The sequence below is a fragment of the Micromonospora sp. NBRC 110009 genome, assembly GCF_030518795.1.
Classification (GTDB): Bacteria; Actinomycetota; Actinomycetes; order Mycobacteriales; family Micromonosporaceae; genus Micromonospora.
In genome coordinates, this window is record NZ_CP130427.1 from 4,126,620 (window position 1) to 4,144,850 (window position 18,231).

Annotated in this window: 17 protein-coding genes; 10 read left to right on the forward strand and 7 right to left on the reverse strand. The window is 73.2% G+C overall.

Annotated elements, in window-relative coordinates; all coding sequences use genetic code 11:
• Nucleotides 1-33 precede the first annotated feature (33 nt).
• Entirely contained in the window at nucleotides 34-1,437 is a 1,404-nt protein-coding gene (locus Q2K19_RS19835; RefSeq protein WP_302762827.1) for a flavin-containing monooxygenase, read from the forward strand.
• Nucleotides 1,434-2,258 (forward strand): alpha/beta hydrolase, encoded by an 825-nt coding sequence (locus tag Q2K19_RS19840; protein ID WP_302762828.1) that lies wholly within the window; start codon nucleotides 1,434-1,436, stop codon nucleotides 2,256-2,258. Before Q2K19_RS19835 ends, Q2K19_RS19840 begins: the two co-directional genes overlap by 4 nt.
• Nucleotides 2,259-2,267: 9 nt before the next feature.
• Here the strand turns inward: Q2K19_RS19840 and Q2K19_RS19845 are convergent, their stop codons facing one another.
• Complete coding sequence (locus Q2K19_RS19845; protein WP_302762829.1) at nucleotides 2,268-3,686, reverse strand: alpha,alpha-trehalose-phosphate synthase (UDP-forming); 1,419 nt, start codon at nucleotides 3,684-3,686, stop codon at nucleotides 2,268-2,270.
• Between the two features lie 171 nt (nucleotides 3,687-3,857).
• A complete protein-coding gene (locus Q2K19_RS19850) occupies nucleotides 3,858-4,697 on the reverse strand; it encodes a DUF308 domain-containing protein (protein WP_302762830.1) in 840 nt (279 codons plus the stop codon).
• A gap of 249 nt (nucleotides 4,698-4,946) precedes the next feature.
• On the opposite strand from Q2K19_RS19850, the gene Q2K19_RS19855 reads away from it, so the two are divergent.
• Nucleotides 4,947-5,639 (forward strand): lysophospholipid acyltransferase family protein, encoded by a 693-nt coding sequence (locus Q2K19_RS19855; RefSeq protein ID WP_302762831.1) that lies wholly within the window; start codon nucleotides 4,947-4,949, stop codon nucleotides 5,637-5,639.
• Nucleotides 5,640-5,661: 22 nt separating this feature from the next.
• Here the strand turns inward: Q2K19_RS19855 and Q2K19_RS19860 are convergent, their stop codons facing one another.
• Nucleotides 5,662-9,228, reverse strand: coding sequence for an ATP-binding protein (locus Q2K19_RS19860; RefSeq protein ID WP_302772651.1), 3,567 nt, complete (start codon nucleotides 9,226-9,228; stop codon nucleotides 5,662-5,664).
• 203 nt (nucleotides 9,229-9,431) lie between these two features.
• Here Q2K19_RS19860 and Q2K19_RS19865 point away from each other — a divergent pair, with 203 nt between their 5' ends.
• Nucleotides 9,432-9,647 carry a hypothetical protein gene (locus tag Q2K19_RS19865; protein ID WP_302762832.1) on the forward strand — a complete coding sequence of 72 codons (216 nt, stop codon included), beginning with the start codon at nucleotides 9,432-9,434 and terminating at the stop codon, nucleotides 9,645-9,647.
• Nucleotides 9,648-9,708: 61 nt separating this feature from the next.
• On the opposite strand, the gene Q2K19_RS19870 is transcribed toward Q2K19_RS19865, so the two are convergent.
• Nucleotides 9,709-10,401: a Crp/Fnr family transcriptional regulator gene (locus tag Q2K19_RS19870; protein ID WP_302762834.1), complete on the reverse strand. Its 693-nt coding sequence runs from the start codon at nucleotides 10,399-10,401 to the stop codon at nucleotides 9,709-9,711.
• 247 nt (nucleotides 10,402-10,648) lie between these two features.
• Between Q2K19_RS19870 and Q2K19_RS19875 the strand changes: the two genes are divergently transcribed.
• The 5 genes from Q2K19_RS19875 to Q2K19_RS19895 all read left to right on the forward strand — a co-directional run bounded on the left by Q2K19_RS19875 (nucleotide 10,649) and on the right by Q2K19_RS19895 (nucleotide 14,159).
• Entirely contained in the window at nucleotides 10,649-11,146 is a 498-nt protein-coding gene (locus Q2K19_RS19875; RefSeq protein ID WP_302762835.1) for a polyadenylate-specific 3'-exoribonuclease AS, read from the forward strand.
• 72 nt (nucleotides 11,147-11,218) lie between these two features.
• Nucleotides 11,219-11,653, forward strand: coding sequence for a pyridoxamine 5'-phosphate oxidase family protein (locus tag Q2K19_RS19880; RefSeq protein WP_302762836.1), 435 nt, complete (start codon nucleotides 11,219-11,221; stop codon nucleotides 11,651-11,653).
• Nucleotides 11,654-11,833: 180 nt separating this feature from the next.
• Nucleotides 11,834-12,862 (forward strand): 6-phosphofructokinase, encoded by a 1,029-nt coding sequence (locus tag Q2K19_RS19885; RefSeq protein WP_302772653.1) that lies wholly within the window; start codon nucleotides 11,834-11,836, stop codon nucleotides 12,860-12,862.
• Nucleotides 12,863-12,934: 72 nt separating this feature from the next.
• Nucleotides 12,935-13,753, forward strand: coding sequence for a pyrroline-5-carboxylate reductase (proC, locus tag Q2K19_RS19890; protein ID WP_302762837.1), 819 nt, complete (start codon nucleotides 12,935-12,937; stop codon nucleotides 13,751-13,753).
• 55 nt (nucleotides 13,754-13,808) lie between these two features.
• Nucleotides 13,809-14,159 carry a DUF2203 domain-containing protein gene (locus Q2K19_RS19895; RefSeq protein WP_302762842.1) on the forward strand — a complete coding sequence of 117 codons (351 nt, stop codon included), beginning with the start codon at nucleotides 13,809-13,811 and terminating at the stop codon, nucleotides 14,157-14,159.
• A gap of 38 nt (nucleotides 14,160-14,197) precedes the next feature.
• On the opposite strand, the gene Q2K19_RS19900 is transcribed toward Q2K19_RS19895, so the two are convergent.
• Together Q2K19_RS19900 and Q2K19_RS19905 are read right to left on the reverse strand one after the other, a co-directional pair.
• A complete protein-coding gene (locus Q2K19_RS19900) occupies nucleotides 14,198-15,235 on the reverse strand; it encodes a hypothetical protein (RefSeq protein ID WP_302762843.1) in 1,038 nt (345 codons plus the stop codon).
• Nucleotides 15,236-15,505: 270 nt separating this feature from the next.
• Nucleotides 15,506-16,204: a DUF1775 domain-containing protein gene (locus Q2K19_RS19905; protein ID WP_302762844.1), complete on the reverse strand. Its 699-nt coding sequence runs from the start codon at nucleotides 16,202-16,204 to the stop codon at nucleotides 15,506-15,508.
• A 245-nt stretch (nucleotides 16,205-16,449) separates the two neighbouring features.
• On the opposite strand from Q2K19_RS19905, the gene Q2K19_RS19910 reads away from it, so the two are divergent.
• Nucleotides 16,450-17,154 carry a YcnI family copper-binding membrane protein gene (locus Q2K19_RS19910; protein ID WP_302762846.1) on the forward strand — a complete coding sequence of 235 codons (705 nt, stop codon included), beginning with the start codon at nucleotides 16,450-16,452 and terminating at the stop codon, nucleotides 17,152-17,154.
• Between the two features lie 322 nt (nucleotides 17,155-17,476).
• On the opposite strand, the gene Q2K19_RS19915 is transcribed toward Q2K19_RS19910, so the two are convergent.
• On the reverse strand, nucleotides 17,477-18,166 hold the full coding sequence (locus Q2K19_RS19915) for an NADPH-dependent F420 reductase (protein WP_302762847.1): 690 nt from the start codon (nucleotides 18,164-18,166) through the stop codon (nucleotides 17,477-17,479).
• Between the last annotated feature and the right edge of the window lie 65 nt (nucleotides 18,167-18,231).

The following is an 18,231-nucleotide window of genomic DNA, read 5'->3' on the forward strand; positions in this document are numbered from 1 at the left end:
CCGGCACGCGTGCCGCACAAAGGAGATTTCGCGGTGTCCTCCTCCACCGACCTCGGCCGCCCCGAGCCGGATTCGACGGTCGCCCTGACCCGGGACGGCCGCCCGGTCTCCGACCGGGGCGACACCGTCTGCGTCATCGGCGCCGGGGCCAGCGGCCTCACCGCCGTGAAGAACCTCCGCGAGCACGGCTTCGGCGTCGACTGCTACGAGCGGGAGACCGGCGTCGGCGGGGCCTGGAACTGGCGGCACGACCGCAGCCCGGTGTACGCCAGCACCCACCTCATCTCGTCCCGCCCGTTCACCCAGTTCCCCGACTTCCCGATGCCGGACGACTGGCCGGACTACCCGCACCACGCCCAGCTGCTGTCCTACTTCGAGCGCTACGCCGACCACTTCGACCTGCGCCAGCACGTCTGGTTCGGCACCGAGGTGGTCCGGATCGAGCCGGTCGAGGGGGACCGCTGGGACGTCACCACCCGCAGCACCGGCGGGTACGGCGCGGAGCGCACCTCCCGGTACGCGGCCGTGGTGCTGGCCAACGGGCACAACTGGTCGCCGAAGCTGCCCCGGTACGAGGGGCTGGAGCAGTTCCGGGGCGAGGTCATGCACGCCTCGTCCTACAAGGACCCGGCCCAGCTGCGCGGCAAGCGGGTGCTGGTGGTCGGCGCGGGCAACACCGGCTGCGACATCGCGGTCGAGGCGGCGCAGCAGTCGTCCCGCTGCTGGCACTCCACCCGCCGGGGCTACTGGTACGCCCCGAAGTACGTCTTCGGCCGCCCCGCGGACCAGGTCAACGACACCCTGCTCGCGCTGCGGGTGCCGCTGCGGGTGCGGCAGTGGCTCTACCACTGGACGCTGCGGCTGACCGTCGGCGACCTGACCCGGTTCGGCCTGCCCAGCCCGGACCACCGGGTCTACGAGACCCACCCGATCGCCAACAGCCAGCTCGTCTACTACGTCGGCCACGGCGAGATCACCCCGGTGCCGGACATCGCCCGGTTCCACGACCGGACGGTGGAGCTGACCGACGGCCGGGAGATCGACCCCGAGCTGGTCGTCTTCGCCACCGGCTACCTGCCCCGCTTCGAGTTCCTCGAGGGGCGGGTGCTCGGTGACGACGAGGGCACCGGGCGACCCCGGCTGTGGCTGAACGCCTTCGCCGCCGGCCACCCCACCCTGGCCGTGGTCGGCCTGGTGCAGCCCGACTCGGGCATCTTCGCCATCTCGCACTGGCAGAGCGTGCTCTTCGCCCGGCTGCTCGCCCTGCGGACCACCCGGCCGGAGCGGGCCGCCGAGTTCGGCCGCAAGGTCACCGCCGGCCTCGGCGAGCGGTACTCGGGGAAGGTCAAGGAGAGCACCCGGCACTGGTTCGAGGTCGGGCACGCCGACTACCTGCGCGCGCTCCAGCGCGCCCTGTACGAGCTGGAGGGCAAGTGAGCGCCGATCGGGTCCGGGTCGTCCGGGCGTGGGAGTGGGCGCGGCCGGAGCGGCCGGCCCGCCGTGAGGTGCTGTCCGTGGTGCCCGAGCTGGACCAGGCGAAGCCGCCGCTGCTCTTCGTGCCCGGCTTCGGGCACGGGGCGTGGGCGTTCGCCGAGCACTGGCTCGCGCACGCCGCCGCCCGCGGCTTCCCCGCGTACGCGCTGAGCCTGCGCGGGCACGGCGGCAGCGAGCCGGCTCCGGACGCGACGCTGCCGGCGTACACCCATGACGTGGTCCAGGTGGCGGCGGGCCTGCCGCGGCGGGCGGTGCTGGTGGGACACGGTGCCGGCGCCCGGGTGGTCACGCACGCGCTGGCCCGCTACCCGGCCCGGGCGGCGGTGCTGGTGGCGCCGGTGCTCGGCGGCTGGGGGACGTTCGGCACGGCGCTGCGGCGCAACCCCGTCGGCACCCTGCCGGCGGTCTTCGGCGCCGGCCTGCGGCTGAACCGCCGGCAGCTGTTCAGCCGGGAGCTGCCCGACGGCGAGGCGCGCCGGCACGTCTCCCGGCTGGGCCGGGCCAGCCGGCGGGCGCAGTGGCAGCTGCTCACCGGTCGGCAGCCGGAGCCGGCGGTGGGCCGCCCGCCGGTGCTGGTGCTGGGCAGCCCGGACGACCGGGTGGTGCCGCCGGCGGCGCTGTCCCGCGCCGCCCGCCGCTACGCCTCGGCGCCGCTGCTCTTCCCCGGGATGGGCCACGACCTGATGCTCGACGCCCGCTGGCGGGAGCCGATCGACGCGATCCTCGACTGGCTGGACAAGGAGCCGGTGCCGGCGGGCGGGTGAGCGCCGACGTCAGTCGGCGCCGGGGTGCCGGCTGAGCAGGGACCGGCTCTCGTCCAGGGCGCTCAGGTAGGAGCGCGCCCAGGCGTGGATGTCGTTGCGGTGCAGCTGCTGGCGCATCGCCCGCATCCGGGCGGAGACGTCCTCGGGCCGGGCCCGCAGCGCCGCGAGCAGCGCCTGCTTGAGCCCCTCCAGGTCGTGGGGGTTGACCAGGTACGCCTGTTCCAGCTCGGCGGCGGCCCCGGCGAACTCGCTGAGCAGCAGCGCCCCGGTGTCGTCCACCCGGGCGGCCACGTACTCCTTGGCGACCAGGTTCATCCCGTCGCGCAGCGGGGTCACCGCCATCACGTCGGCGATCCGGTAGAGGGCGACCAGCTCGGCCCGGTCGAAGGGCTGGCTGAGGTAGTGGATCGCCGGCTCGCCGACCCGGCCGAACTCGCCGTTGATCCGGCCGACCTGGTGCTCCACCCGCTCCCTGAGGACCTGGTACTGGCCGACGCGGTCCCGGCTCGGCACCGCCACCTGGATCAGCACCGTGTCCCGGACCTTGACGTCCCCGCTGGCCAGCAGCTCCCGGTACGCCTTCAGCCGCTGCTCGATGCCCTTGGTGTAGTCCATCCGGTCGACGCTGAGCACGACCCGCTCCGGTTGGCCGAGGTCCTGGCGCAGCCGGCGGGCCCGTTCCGCCACCTCGGGCCGGGCGGCCAGCGCGGCCATCTCGGCGGTGTCGATGGAGACCGGGAAGGCGCCGATCCGGACCACCCGCTCGCCGACGCCGATCCGCCGGTCGGTGGCCGGCAGCCCGAGCACCTTCGTCACGAGCTGGGCGAAGTTGTGCGCGGCCTGGGCCCGCTGGAAGCCGATCAGGTCGGCGCCGAGCATCCCCCGCAGCAGCTCCGCCCGGCGGGGGAGCTGCATGAACAGCTCCGGCGGCGGGAACGGCACGTGCAGGAAGAAGCCGATCCGCAGGTCGGGGCGGAGCTGGCGGAGCAGCCCCGGCACCAGCTGGAGGTGGTAGTCCTGCACCCAGACCAGGGCGCCCGGCTCGGCCACCTCGGCGGCCGCCTCGGCGAACCGCTGGTTGACCCGCTGGTACGCCTCCCACCAGCGGCGGTGGTACTCGGGCTGCTCGACGGAGTCGTGGTAGAGCGGCCAGAGGGTGGAGTTGGCGAACCCCTCGTAGTGGTCGCGGAAGTCGTCGCCGCTCAGCGGCACGGTGTGCATCCGTACGCCGTCCACGGCGGGCAGGTGGGGTGCGGGACCGGTGCCGCCGGCCCAGCCGACCCAGGTGGCCGGGGTGTGCCGGAGCAGGGGGTGCAGGGCGCTCACCAGGCCGCCGGGCGTGCGGCGCCACTCGCAGGCGCCGTCCGGGGCCACACTGTCGTCGATGGGGAGCCGGTTGGCCACCACCACGAGGGGACTCTGTCGCATCTCGGGCGTTCCGATCAGCAGGGGGCCGACCACCGGAGCGTGGTACAACCCGGACAGTCGGCGCGGGACGTGACGGACAGCGGTATTCCTACTGACAGTAAGTTACACCTCTGTTACGCCACTGCGCCCGGCCCGCGGCCGTCCCGCGATCCGGGCGGCCGGGACGGCGCTTCAGACGACCGCGCCGTCGTCCGGGTCGTGCTCGTCGGAGTCGCCGGGGCGCAGCCGCCAGATCAGCATCACGAACCCGGCCAGGATGCCGGTGAAGCCGAGCAGCGTCACCACCGACGGGTCGATCTCCGGCATCATCGTGGGGGAGAGGAAGAGCACGAACCCGACCACGATGCAGAGCACGCCGATCACCGCGTACTTCGAGAAGCGCGGCAGCGGCGGCGGGGGCGGGGGCGTGTAGTGGTCCTCGTCGTCCGGCAGGTCGGCCCCGAAGGTGTCCAGCCCGTCCAGCAGCGACGGCTCGTCGGGCCGGCCGCGGCTCACCGAGACGCCGGAGACGTCCGCCGCATAGGGCAGGCGCCGCACGTCGGTGGCGGTCGGGCCGGTGGTCTCCTCCGCGCGGCTCCCGCTGCCCCCGGTCGGGCCGGCGGGGTCGACCGGGTCGTCGACGTCCTCCGCGGCGGGCCACGGGTGGCTCCCGGCGGACGGGGTGGTGTGGAAGCCGGCCACGATCTTGGCCCATTCGGCCTCGATGTCCGGCTCGTCGTCCCGGGCCGGCTCGCGGCCGCCCTCGTCGGCGAGCTGGGTGAGGTAGTCGCGGGCGGTGGTCAGGTGCGAGCGGTCGACGTAGAGCCGGTCGACCGGGCGGGACGGGACGGTGGTGGTGCGGGTCACCGGGTTCAGGTCGGCGGAGGGCTGGAGGTAGGCGGCGATCCCGCCGGCGGCCAGCACGTCGAGCAGGTGTTCGCCCACCCGCGGATCGACGTCACCCGCGACCGCGTACTCGGCCGCGTCGAGCCCGTTGTCCCGCCGTCCTCGGCGAGGCCCACCCGCTGACACCGGCACCCCCTTCGCCGCACCCGTCGGTGCGCCCCGACCCGGCGCCCCTTACGCCGTGCCCTGAATCGTGACACGTCGGGACCCGGTTCCGGGAGTGCGTTGTGGCGTGCCGCTCCCGGTTCGTAGGCTTCTCCCCGACAGTCCCGCTCGCCGATGGCGCCTCGGGCGCGGTCCGGGCGCGTCCCGGCGGCCCGATCCGGGCTCCCCGGCGGCCGTGGCGGTCACCGACCCCGCCCTGGAAGGACCCCGGTGCTGTACTGGCTGCTGAAGTACATCATCCTCGGCCCGGTGCTGAGGCTGATCTTCCGCCCGCAGGTCGAGGGGCTGGAGAACGTCCCGGAGACCGGCCCGGTCATCCTGGCCAGCAACCACCTCTCCTTCTCGGACTCGATCTTCACGCCGCTCATCGTCAAGCGAAAAGTCACATTCATCGCAAAGGCGGAGTACTTCAGCGGTAAGGGAATCAAGGGCTGGCTGACCAAGATGTTCTTCGTCGGCTCCGGCACCATCCCGGTCGACCGCTCCGGCGGCCGGGCCGCCCGGGCCGCCCTGGACACCCAGCTCAGGGTGCTGCGGGCCGGCGGGGTCGCCGGCATCTACCCGGAGGGCACCCGCTCGCCGGACGGCCGGCTCTACCGGGGCAAGACCGGCGTGGCCCGGCTCGCGCTGGAGAGCGGCGCCCTGGTCGTGCCGATGGCGATGCTCAACTCCGACGCCATCCAGCCGACCGGCCAGATCGTCCCGAACCTCGGCCGGGTGCGGATCCGCTTCGGCGCCCCGCTCGACTTCTCCCGCTACGCGGGCATGGCCGGCGACCGGTTCGTCGAGCGGGCCGTCACCGACGAGATCATGTACGAGCTGATGGAGCTCTCCGGCCGCGAGTACGTCGACATGTACGCGCAGAAGGCGAAGACCGCACCGAAGCAGCCCGTCCCGGCCTGACCCCCGGCGCGGGGTCGGCGGGTCAGCAGGCGACGGCGGGGCCGGTGTCGGGCACAGGGTGCCCGGCCAGCGCCAGCAGGCCCGGGGCGTCGTTGCGCTCGGCGAACGCGCGCACCTCGGCCAGCGGCCCGGCCGATGGTTCCCCGGCCAGGTCCAGCTCGGCCGCCGCCAGGGCGAGGGCCAGCATCCGGTCGGTCACGTCCGGGATCCGGCCGTAGATCTCCGCGCCGGCCAGGTGCAGCTCACCCGCGCGCCGGTGGTCGCCGTCCGCCGCCGCGAGGGCCCCGGTCACGGTCCGCAACGCCGCCTCCGACCAGGGCGTCCGGTGGGGGAGCCGATCCAGCATGGCGCGGACCCGCACCGCGGCGTCCCGGCCGGACAGCGCGGCGGCGTACGCCGCGGCGGCGATCCACTCGCCGCTGGCCAGCGCCGGCACCGCCGACCACGAGTCCGCCAGCTCGTCGACCAGTTCCCCGGCCTCCGCCGCCCGGCCCTGCAGCGCCCGGCAGAGCGCGGCCATGCCGAGCATGGTCCAGTGCGGCCGGTGGAACCCGCTGCGCCGGGCGCTGTCCAGCGCGGCGGCCACGTCGTCCCGGTGCCGGGGCGTCCCCAGGGTGGCGTCGTCGCGCTGGTGGGGGGCCGGCCGGGGTGCCGGCGGCACCGGGTGCCCGCGCAGCACCAGCAGGCACGAGCGCAGGCCGCGGACCTGCATGTCCCAGCCACCGGTCGGGGTGTCCACGAACGCGTCGGCGGCGGTGATCAACCGGGCGAACTCCCCGTCGAAGTACGCCCGCATCGCCTCCCCGGAGTAGCTGGTGGCCAGGGTCTGGCCGCTGCCCTTGGCCGCGGGCGCGGTGGACAGCAGCGCGTCCGAGCGCAGCCAGTCGCCCTCCTCGCGGACCGCGAACGCCAGGTTCTGCAGCGCCCGGGGCAGCGCGAGCAGCTGCAGGGACCGGCTCGACTCGACCAGCGCGTGCAGCTCGTCCAGGCCGGACCGGTCGCCCGCCTGGTAGCGCGCGGTGGCCGCGGTGATCCGGGCGTTGACGTTCACCTCGGCCAGGCCCAGCCGGGCGCCGATCCCGGCCGCCGTCTCCGCCGCGACCACCGCCGCGTCCCGCTCGTAGTTGAGCATGTGCAGCCGGCCCAGCTCGGCGTGCGCGTCCGCCTTCTGCGCGCTGTCCGGCAGCGGCTCGAAGAGCGCCACCGCCCGGTCCAGGCAGGCCACCGCCGCGCCGCGGTCGGCGCGCAGCCAGGCCGCCTGGCCGAGCAGGGTCCAGGCCCGGGCGGCGCAGGCGTCGTCGCCGTGCGCGAGCAGCCGGTCGGCGATCGCGTGCAGCTGCTCCGGCCCGCCGCCGGAGAGGAACCCGTTGCCGTCCCGGTAGAACGAGATCTCCGTGCTCAGCAGCTCCAGTTGCAGCCGGCCGACCGGGTCGCTGTCGTCGGCCAGGCCCAGCGCCCGGCCGGCGTGCGCGGCCGCCGCGTCCAGCCCGTGCAGGGCGTACGCCCGGCGGGCCGCCCGGTGCAGCGCGGCCCGCGCCGGAGCGGCGTACCGCTGGGTGTCCATGCCCAGCGTCCGGGCGATCTCGTGGGCCGCCCACCGGTGGTGCGCCAGCACCTCGGCCAGGTCGGTGTCCCGGCTCTGCGACAGCGTGTCCAGCCAGTCCGCCGTCCGCTCGTGCCGGGCCACCCGCTCGGTACGCGGCAGCCGCTGGTAGCAGACGTCCCGGACCAGCACGTGCCGGAACCGGTACTCCGGCTGCCCGGCCATCGTGGAGGCCGCCTGCTCGTGCACGAAGTCGCGCTGCTCCAGCCGGCGCAGGGCCCGCTCCACCGACTCGACCGGCTGGCCCAGCGCGGCGGCCACCGCGCCCGGCCAGAACTGCACGCCCACCACCGACGCGGCCAGCAGCACGCTCCGGTCCTTGGCGTCGAGCAGGTCGACCCGGTTGGCGATCACCGCGTGCACGCTCTCCGGCATCGGCAGGTCGAGGTGCTTCTCCAGCGACCAGCCGCGCCCCGACTGGCGCAGCGCGCCCTGCTCGATGAGCATCCGGACGTACTCGTGGGCGTAGAGCGGGTTGCCGCCGGCCACCTCCACCAGCGGGGTGAGCATCTCGGCGGGGAACGCGGCCTGGCCGAACATGTGCGCGTAGAGCGAGGCGATGCCGGTGTCCCGCAGCGGGGGCAGCGTGATCGTCACCGAGCCGGTGATCGTCCCCGCCCAGGTCGGGTCGCGGTCGACCAGTTCCGGCCGGGCGGTGCAGAGCAGCAGCAGCGGCACGTCGCGGGCGGCGGCGCCGAGCAGCTCGACGAAGCGCAGCATGGCGTCGTCGGCCCAGTGCAGGTCCTCGAAGACCAGCACGGTGGGGCGCCGGGCGGCGACCGCGAGCAGGAACCGCCGCCACGCCGACTCGGCCTCCTCGGCGGGCAGCGCGGCGCCGGTCAGCCCGACCAGCGGGCGCAGCGCGTCGACGATCCGGTCCCGCTCGGCCGGGCCGACCAGTTCGGTGACCGCGGAGGTGAGCCGCTGCGCCGCGGTGGACGCCGGGTCGGTGTCGAGGATGCCGGCCTCGGTCTTCACGATGTCGGCCAGCGCGGCGAAGGTGACGTTCTCCCCGAACGGCGGGCACCGCCCGGTACGCCAGGTCAGCGGCTCGTCGACCAGCCGCTCGGCGTGCCGGTGCAGCTCCCGGACCAGCCGGCTCTTGCCCAGGCCGGCCCGGCCGAACACGGTCACCACCTGCGGCAGCCGGTCCCGCAGCGACCGGTGCAGGGCGTTGACCAGCAGGCCCAGCTCGTGCTCCCGGTCGATCAGCGGGGTGGTGTCCGGCTCCCGGTCGGTGGGCTGCCGGCGTACCGGGGCCAGGGCGAGCCAGACCTCGGTGGGGGTGGAGCGCCCGCGCAGGGTGACCGGCGGCTGCTCCTCGTAGCGGATGGCGTCCTTGGTCAGCGCGTGGGTGGCGCCGCAGACCAGCACCCCGCCGGGCGGGGACACCGACTGCATCCGGGACGCGGTGTTGACCACGTCGCCGGCCACGATCGCCTGCCCCCCGTCCCGGGCGGCGGCCACGTCGACCAGCGCCTCGCCGGTCGCCACGCCCACCCGGAAGCGCAGCTCGTCGTGGCCGCTCGGGGCGAACCGGGTGAGCACCCGTTGCAGCTCCAGGCCGGCCCGTACGCAGCGCAGCGCGTCGGTCTCGGTGGCCACCGGGGCGCCGAAGAGCGCCATCACCGCGTCGCCGATGTACTTCTCGACCACCCCGCCGTACTGCCCGACCACCCGCCTGGCGGCGGAGAAGAAGCCGGTCTGCATGCCCCGGACCTGCTCCGGGTCGGCCCGCTCCACGTACGGGGTGAAGTCGATGAGGTCGACGAAGAGCACGCTGACCCGGCGGCGGTCCTCCTGCGGCGCCGCCACCGGCTGCCTGGCCCCGGAGCGGGGCGACCCGCACGAGGTGCAGAAGGCCACGTCGGCGGCGAGCGGGCGCAGGCAGTGCGGGCAGACCGCGCCCAGCTCCGCCCCGCAGCCACCGCAGAAGCGGTCGCCGTCGGCGGCGGTACGTCCACAACGGTCACACTGCGCGGAGATGACGCCCCTCCACTGGTGGGTCTTCCGGCCGGTCCCGGCCGGGCGCCGCCCCCCGCGGCGTCCAGGGTGAGTATCGCGGCTGCCGGGAGTGTCAGGTACCGGGCTGTTGGCTTGTGGACACTCGTCCGGGCAGTCAGCGGGTGGGTCCGCGGACTACATTCATGCCGCCGGACGACGACGACCGCGATCAAGGGGGACACATCATGGTGTACGTGAAGCTGGACAGCGACTGGACCGACGCCGACGGGATCGGGCACGTGGCGGGCGAGTCCGTCGACGTGGACGCGGCGACGCTGGCCGTGCTCCAGGCCGAGGGCATCGTCAGCGAGGGGTCCGGTGGGAGCAAGGACGGCACCGACTGGGCCGGCCCGACCGGCACCACCACCAACTGGGCGGGGCCGACCAGCACCACCCCGTGACCCCACGCGGCGGAGACCGACGACGCGGCCGTGGCGGAGGCGCCACGGCCGCGTCGCGCGTTCAGCGGTCGTTCATCCCGGCGCGGCGGCGCAGCGCCGCGACGTCGGTGACCACGATCCGGCGGCCCTCGGTCCGCAGCCAGCCCCGGCTGGCGAAGGAGCCGATCGCCTGGTTGACGCTCTGCCGGGAGCCGCCGGCCATCTCGGCGAGCTGGCTCTGGTTGAGCTCGATCGTGATCATCGGGGCCTGGCTCTCGCCGGCCAGCCGGACCAGCGTCTTGGCCACCCGGCCGGGCAGGTCGAGGAAGACGTGGTCGGCGTTCTGCTCGGTCAGCCGCCGGATCAGCCCGCCGAGCGAGCGCATCACCGCGTCGAGGATGCGCGGGTTGGAGTGCACCAGCTCCATGAAGGCCGGGCGGGACAGCGCCAGTGCGGTGCAGTCCTCGATCGCCTCGGCGGACGCCGACCGGGTCGAGGCGTCCAGCAGGGAGACCTCGCCCAGCACGTCCGGCGGCCGGATCACCGACAGCACGGCCCGCTCGCCGGTCGGCGCGGTGCGGAACACGGCCACCGCGCCGCGACGCAGCACGATCAGCGACTCGCCGGGGTCGTTCTCCACAAAGAGCAGCTGACCCTTGCGGTACGTACGCGGCACGGCCGCGGCGATGACCCGCTGCCGCACCTCCGGCTCCAGCCCGGCGAACATGTCCACGCCCGTGAGCGCGTCACCCGGCTCCGGCAGGCGAACCTCCACGGCCCAACCCCTCCCCGGTCAAGGACCACAACTCGCACCCCGGGTGAACCTGTCATCCCCGGTACGAGGCATCAGAACCGGTTCGGCGTCCGGTAGCGGTACACATCAGATCATGACGCTCCGGTCGCTTGCTGTACACCCCTGGAGCTACTCAAGTGACCGGCCTGAGCAGTGCTGCGCGCGGCGGTGACCTCGACGGACGCCCCCCCCCGGCGGCGGCCGGCGGCCGTGGGCGAGGATGGCGGGGATGGTCTACCGCTATTTCTACGACTGCGAGTTCATCGAGGACGGCCGGATCGTCGACCTCGTGTCGATCGGCGTCGTCGACGAGTACGGCCGCGAGTTCTACGCGGTCTCCACCGAGTTCGACGACTCCCGGGCCGTGCCCTGGGTGCGCCGCAACGTGCTGGACAAGCTCCCCTCGCCGGCCGATCGGGCCTGGCGGTCCCGGGAGCGGATCCGGGACGACCTCTACGAGTTCCTGATGGAGCCGGTGCGGGACCGGCCGGGCGAGCAGTTGGAGCTCTGGGCCTGGTACGCGGCGTACGACCACGTGGTGCTGGCCCAGCTGTGGGGGGCGATGCCGGCCCTGCCCCGGGAGATCCCCCGGTTCACCAAGGAGCTGCGCCAGCTCTGGGACGACCGGGGCCGACCGCGGCTGCCGGACGCCGAGGCGGACCGGCATGACGCCCTGGTCGACGCCCGGCACAACCTGGCCCGTTGGCGGGCAATGACCGGTCGATGACCCCCCGGTAGGTTTTGCCGGTTCTGTCCCGGGCATCGGTCTGGCATCGGAGCCGAGCCGAGGAGTGCCCTCATGAGCCACGAGCCCATCCCCACCGCGGACGGCCGCCGCCGGGTCACCGAGCTGATCCGGGACGCCCGCGCCTGCCTGCTGACCACCACCGCCGTGGACGGGCGGCTGGTCAGCCGGCCGATGGTGCTGCCGGCGGCGGAGTTCGACGGCGACCTCTGGTTCTTCGCCTACGCGGACTCCGCGAAGATCCGGCAGATCCGGGTGAACCCGCAGGTCAACGTGGGCCTCTTCGACCAGCGCCAACACGCCTGGGTGTCGATGGCCGGGACCGCGCAGGAGGGCTGGGAACGGGGGCGCGCCGAGCGGCTGTGGCACCCGCAGCTCGAGACCTGGTTCCCGGACGGGCCGGACACCCCAGGGCTCACCCTGCTCAAGGTCCACGCCGGCCCGGCCGAGTACTGGGCGGCCGGGGAGAACCACCAGGTCAGCTACTGACCGGTAGCCCCGTCCGCCCGGCGGGGAGCGGCCGGGTCGCGGTGTCGGCGCACAGCTCCGCCGACTACAGTGCGCACTGACGGCCCGCCCCGGGCCGGCAACGGCGCCGATGGTCTGATCTGACACATATCCTGGGGCTTATCCGGGCTTCACCTGATGCTCCAGGAGGATGAGCAGATCATGCGTATCGGCGTGCTCACCGGCGGCGGCGACTGCCCTGGTCTCAATGCGGTGATTCGGGCGGTGGTCCGCAAGGGCGTCGCCACCTACGGTCACGAGTTCGTGGGCTTCCGGGACGGCTGGAAGGGCCCGCTGGAGGGCCTGTCCAAGCCGCTGGGCATCGCGGAGGTCCGCGGCATCCTGCCGCGCGGCGGCACCATCCTCGGCTCGTCCCGGACCAACCCGTTCAAGATCGAGAACGGCGTCGAGCGGATCAAGGACAACCTGGCCGCGCAGGGCGTGGACGCGCTGATCGCGATCGGCGGCGAGGACACCCTCGGCGTCGCCACCAAGCTGCACGAGCTGGGCGTCCACGTGATCGGCGTGCCGAAGACCATCGACAACGACCTCGGCGCCACCGACTACACCTTCGGCTTCGACACCGCGGTCAACATCGCCATGGAGGCGATCGACCGGCTGCACACCACCGCGGAGAGCCACCACCGCACCCTGGTCGTCGAGGTGATGGGCCGGCACGCCGGCTGGATCGCCCTGCACGCCGGCCTCGCCGGCGGCGCCAATGTGATCCTGCTGCCCGAGCGGCAGTTCGACGTCGAGCAGGTGGCCGGCTACGTCGAGAAGCGCTTCCAGCACCAGTACGCCCCGATCGTCGTGGTCGCCGAGGGCGCCACCCCGCTCGAGGGCCAGATGGTCCTGCACAACCAGGAGCTCGACGCGTTCGGCCACGTCCGCCTCGGCGGCATCGGCCAGTGGCTCGCCGAGCAGCTGGAGGCGAAGACCGGCAAGGAGGCCCGCACCGTGGTGCTCGGCCACATCCAGCGCGGCGGCACCCCGACCGCCTTCGACCGGGTGCTCGCCACCCGGCTCGGCCTGCACGCGATCGACGCGGCCAATGAGGGCGACTGGGGCAAGATGGTCGCGATGCAGAGCACGGACATCGTCCGCGTTCCGCTCGCCGAGGCCACCCGGGAGCTGAAGACCGTGCCGCTGGAGCGGTACGCCGAGGCCGAGGTCTTCTTCGGCAGCTGATCGACGGCCGGTGGCGCGGCGGACCCGGACGGTCCGCCGCGCCCCGCCGCGAGGCGAGAGGGGTACGGCGTCATGGCACCCGAGGTGCACACGGTCGCGGTGATCGGCGCGGGCAAGATCGGCGAGCTGATGCTCTCCGGGCTGCTCCGCAGCGGCTGGCCGGTGGAGCGGCTGATCGCCACCGCCCGGCGACCCGCCCGCGCCCAGGAGCTGACCGCCCGGTACGGCGTACGGGTGGTGGACAACCTGGTCGCGGTGGACGAGGCGGAGGTGCTCGCCATCTCGGTCAAGCCGCAGGACGCGGCGGCGCTGCTGGACGAGATCGGCCCCAAGGTGCCGGCCGACAAGCTGGTCATCTCCCTCTGCGCCGGCCTGCCCACCAGCTTCTTCAACCGGCGGCTGCCCGACGGCACCCCGGTGGTCCGGGTGATGACCAACACCCCGGCGCTGGTCGACGAGGCGATGAGCGCCATCTCGGCCGGTGCCCACGCCACCGGCGCGCACCTGGCCCTGGCCGAGGAGATGTTCAAGCCGCTCGGCGCCACCCTCCGGGTGCCCGAGTCCCAGCAGGACGCGGTGACCGCCCTCTCCGGCTCCGGCCCCGCCTACTTCTACCTGCTGGTCGAGGCCATGATCGACGCCGGCATCCTGCTCGGCCTGCCCCGGCAGGTGGCGCACGACCTGATCGTGCAGACCGCGATCGGTTCCGCGGTGATGCTGCGCGACTCCGGCGAGCACCCGGTCAAGCTCCGCGAGGCGGTCACCTCGCCGGCCGGCACCACCATCAACGCCATCCGCGAGCTGGAGAACCACGGCGTACGCGCGGCCATGCTGGCGGCGCTGGAGGCCGCCCGGGACCGGGCCCGCGAGCTGGCCGCCCAGGCCGACTGAGGCGCTCGGTCGGCGGGGCGGCGCGGCGTCCACCGCCGTGCCCCATACTGGCGCGGTGTTCACTCTCGCCCAGGCGCGACACCTGGTGGCCACCCTGCGCCCGCGCGTCGACGAGCTGATCCGGCTCCGCGCCGACCTGGCCGAGCTCCGGGCCGACCTGGCCGACCACGGGGTCAGCGCGCTCGGCGGCCGGGCCGAGGTGAAGGCGCTCGAGGCGCGGCTGCACGCGGTGCTGGAGGATCTGTACCAGCACGACATCCAGGTCAAGGGCATCGCCCCGGTGCTGCTGGACTTCCCCGGCGAGCGGGACGGGCGCGCGGTGCTCTGGTGCTGGCTGGAGGGGGACGACGACGTGCGCTGGTACCACCGCGCGGAGTGTGGGTTCGCCGGCCGTCGCCCGGTCTGACCGCCGTCGGTCGGCGGGTGGCGGCAGGCGGTGTCGCTTCAAGCATGGTTCACCACGGGGCCGGAGTCGCTGCTCAGGCTGCCCGGCTTGCCTGCGGGTAGGGTCAGCACGTGGCTGATCCAGGCCAGTAGCAGCCCGAGGACCAGGCCGGTGAAGGCTATCGAGAGATCGGTGTCGGCGGCGTTGATCGGTGGATTGTCGGCCAGGGAGGTCATCGCCCGGCCCACCGCCGATCCTGCGATGTAGAGAATGATCATTGCCGGAAGCAGCACCACGCCGCAGGCGATCCCGACGGGGAGCAGCCGGATCAGGGGGACGTCCCGGGCTGCGGCCACGGCGAGCGTTGCGGCGACCGGCATGCCGATCAGGCCGACCGCCAGAAGCGGCCCGTTGCCGGCGGCAAGCCAGGCGGCCAGCGCGGCCACCATGACGAAGGCGCCCACCCGGCGGATGCGGACAGCGGTGAGCTGAACCGCGATGAGCCCGATCGCGGTAGCGACGAACATCGCTACCAATCCTGCTTTGAGCATCGAGAGCGCGTTTTCGACCTGGACCTGGGCCGGGTTCGTGACCGGCTCGTCCCAGGGGGTCGTGACCACCATCGTGGCGGCCGCGAGTACCACGGCGACGGCAGCGGACAGATGCCGGGCGAGCGGAGGTCCGCCTTGACCCGCCGAAACCCGGGCAGCGACGACGGCGGTTGTCGAGAACATGGCGATACCACCGACTGCGAGCCAGGTTGCGGTAGCGCCGCCGGCCACGTCGATCCGGTCCAGCCAGATGTCCGCGCCGAGCCAGCCGATCATCGCCATCGCGCCTGCGACGACGCCGCGAACGTTGGCTCGGCAGATCAGGATCAGTCCGCCCAGGGCCAGCAAGAGCGCCAACTGGCGGATGTCCCGAGGCCAGTAGGTGTTGTTGCTGCCTACCTCCGGAAACGTCTGCCCGGTGCTGCTGTCGGTCCAGAAGCCATCGGGCTGCATGCGCGGCTGATAGATCGCCGTGGCCAGCGCCCAGATCACCACCCCGGTGGCACCCGACAGCGCACCCACGATGGTCGGCCAGCTTTTCTGCATGTCGCATCTTCTCGCTCGCTCGCCCGCCGCGCTAGGGAAGTATCAGCCGCAGGGCGTGGCCTATCGAGAGGCTTGTCGCAGATCAGGCTGGGGCCGCAGGCGGTGGAGAGGGACGACGAGCCGTCCCGGCAGTCCGACCCGGTTGCGGTCGGCGGGGTACAGCTCGCGGGAGCGGTCGGCGCGGAAGGTCGCCAGGGTCGGGACGGAGAAGCGAGCTCACCACCAGGGCTAGCAGGGCGGCCGGGATGACCGCACTTCGTCGCACCGCTGCTACCTCCTTGACCGGCGTCGCCAGCGGAGGGAGGCGAGGATCGCGGCCACCAGGACGGCGACCGCGATTAGCGCAATCCACAACCCCTTGCTGACCGTCGTATTGGCGCTTGCGGCTGGGCCGTGGGTGAGTGTCGGTGCGGCCGAGCTGGGGGCGGGAGCTGCGCTGCTCGGGGTCGGTGAAGCGCCGGTCGGTACGGCGGCGGCTGGTTGGAGTTTCAGGACCGGGGCGGGATTGGCGGGCTCAGGCTGACCGGCCTGGGGGATCTCAATCCACCGGACCACGTTGCCGTCGCTGTAGGTTTCCAGGGTCTTGAACGGCAGTTCGGTCGCGTTCGACGGCAACTGCGCGACCGTGATGGCCCACACGGCGTCCTGCCCGACCTTCAGCGCCGGCCCGGCCACGGTGAACCCGTCCGGGTTGGCGGACAGCTTCCACCCATTGGGTGCCTTCGCCAGTCGCACGTCCTGCGGGCTGATCCCGGACGGGAGGACGACCCGCTCGGACCTGATGCCGGCGCGGGGGGACTCCGCCTCGCCATTGAATGTGACCGTCACGTCACGCGCCCCGGCCTGGGGGTGGTCGGCCTCGACCTCGACATGGGCCATGGCGGGTGCGCCGAGCAAGACAGCGGCGGCGACACCAGCCACCGCGGCCAACGAGACACGAAGCAGACGAGATCGCCCAGCGATATCCACACCGACTCCTCACGGGACATAAGGCGACCTGGGGGCCGCAGCGGTGAGAGCAACAGCAGCTATCGGTGAGTCGCTCCCGGCGGGCAACTAGTTCCAGCCTCCCGCTTCCCGATTTCCCCAGTCTGCCCGGTGTTGCCCGTAATCACCCCTTCGAGGAGCCCGGGAACCATGCGCGCCCGGCGGACGACTAGCAGAAGGTGCCGGATGCGCCGGCCCCTGGATCGAGAAGATGAGGACGCCCTGAGATGAACCGGTCCCTGCTCGCGCGAGCGGCCACCATCGCCGCTGCTGTCGCCGCCATCACCGTCGGGGTTGCTGGCCCGGCGTCAGCACACGTCACGGTCAATCCGAAGGAGGCGACGCAGGGCGGCTACACCAAGGTCACCTTCCGGGTGCCGAACGAGAAGGACGACGCCAGCACCACCAAGATCGAGGTGAACCTTCCCGTCAGCTCGCCCATCGGGTCGGTGTCGCTCAAGCCGATGACCGGGTGGACCGCGAAGACCGAGACGTCGAAGCTCGCCACGCCGATCAAGGTCCACGACTCGGAGCTGACCGAGGCGGTCACGAAGATCACCTGGACCGCTGACGCCAACTCCGCGATCAAGCCGGGCCAGTTCCAGGAGTTCGACGTCTCCCTCGGCCCGCTGCCGGAAACCGACCGGCTCGTGTTCAAGGCCCTGCAGACCTACTCCGACGGTGACGTGGTGCGGTGGATCGAGGAGCCGAGCGGCGGCGCTGAGCCTGAACACCCGGCCCCCGTGCTGAAGCTGACGAAGAAGGGCGAGGCCACGGCCGCCGCCGCCCCGGTCGCCGTCACCAACACCAGCAACGACAGCGACCAGGACAGCAACAACGGCACCGCCTACGGCATCGTCGGCATCCTGCTCGGCCTCGCTGGCCTCGTCGCCGGCCTGCTGGCCTACCGCCGCGCCGCACAGGCTCGCTGACGAGCAGGGAGCCCGGCCGTCGCCAGGCTGTCAGAGGGCGAACAATGCCCACCAACGACGGCTACTGGCGGCGGCCTTTGCCTAGGCGCTGTGCAGTGACCACCCACGGCCCGGTCATGCCAATCTGGACCTGCGGAGGCTGCGACCTGCCCTGGCCCTGCCCACCCGGAAGCGCGAGCTGCGGGCGGAGTACGCGGACACGCCAGCAGGCCGGTTGACCTCGTATCAAGCCAGATCCGACCCGCTCGCCGAGAAGTGACACCGAAGGGTTTGACCGCCGGGGAGGCGGCCGGTGGGCCACCTCCCCGGCGTGCGGGAATCGTCAGCTGTCGGCGTAGCGACGGGCGGCGGCCAGGGCGGCGCGCAGCTTCGCCGCGTCGACCGGGGCCGGCCGCTCCCAGTCGTTCGCGGGGTCGGCCGAGTAGAGCGCGGCGTACGCGGCGGTGTCGCGCTGGAACCGCCACCCCTCGGCCAGCGGGCCGACGTCGACCGCGTCGTAGCCGACCGAGTCGAGGAACGCGGTGACGGTGAGCTTGGCGTCCGCGTCGTCGCCGGCGATCGGCAGGGCGGAGCGGTCCGCCGCGCCGGCCGGTCGGGCCAGGGCGAGCAGGTGCTTGAAGTAGATGTTGTTGAAGCCCTTGACCACCCGCGACTGCGACAGGTGCCGCTGGAGCAGCTCGCTGGTGGTGGTCGATTCGTCGTCCAGCTCCGGGAAGCGGCCGTCCCGCTCCGGGTAGTAGTTGCCGGTGTCGATGACCACCTTGCCGGCGAGGGCGCCGGACGGCACGTCCCGGTAGGCGCGCAGCGGAATGGTCACCACGACCAGGCCACCCGCCGCTGCCGCGTCCGCCGCGGTGCCGGCGCGGGCCTGCGGGCCGAGCTCGTCGACCAGTTCCTTGAGGGTTTCCGGACCGCGCGAGTTGCTGAGTACCACGTCGTGGCCGGCGGCCACCGCCAGCCGGGCCAGGGTGCCGCCGATGTTGCCACTGCCGATCAGTCCCACAGTCGTCATGTCCGTTGCCAACCGGCCGGCGGCCAGCGGCATTCCCGACCATGTCGGTCGGTTATTCGAACGGC

Excerpts from the sequence above, each read along its gene's own strand:
- Q2K19_RS19845 (WP_302762829.1), bottom strand. The coding sequence starts at position 3,686 with ATGCGACAGAGTCCCCTCGTGGTGGTGGCCAACCGGCTCCCCATCGAC.
- Q2K19_RS19865 (WP_302762832.1), top strand. The coding sequence starts at position 9,432 with ATGGTGTACGTGAAGCTGGACAGCGACTGGACCGACGCCGACGGGATC.
- Q2K19_RS19875 (WP_302762835.1), top strand. The coding sequence starts at position 10,649 with ATGGTCTACCGCTATTTCTACGACTGCGAGTTCATCGAGGACGGCCGG.
- Q2K19_RS19880 (WP_302762836.1), top strand. The coding sequence starts at position 11,219 with ATGAGCCACGAGCCCATCCCCACCGCGGACGGCCGCCGCCGGGTCACC.
- Q2K19_RS19885 (WP_302772653.1), top strand. The coding sequence starts at position 11,834 with ATGCGTATCGGCGTGCTCACCGGCGGCGGCGACTGCCCTGGTCTCAAT.
- proC (WP_302762837.1), top strand. The coding sequence starts at position 12,935 with ATGGCACCCGAGGTGCACACGGTCGCGGTGATCGGCGCGGGCAAGATC.
- Q2K19_RS19900 (WP_302762843.1), bottom strand. The coding sequence starts at position 15,235 with ATGCAGAAAAGCTGGCCGACCATCGTGGGTGCGCTGTCGGGTGCCACC.
- Q2K19_RS19910 (WP_302762846.1), top strand. The coding sequence starts at position 16,450 with ATGAACCGGTCCCTGCTCGCGCGAGCGGCCACCATCGCCGCTGCTGTC.
- Q2K19_RS19915 (WP_302762847.1), bottom strand. The coding sequence starts at position 18,166 with ATGACGACTGTGGGACTGATCGGCAGTGGCAACATCGGCGGCACCCTG.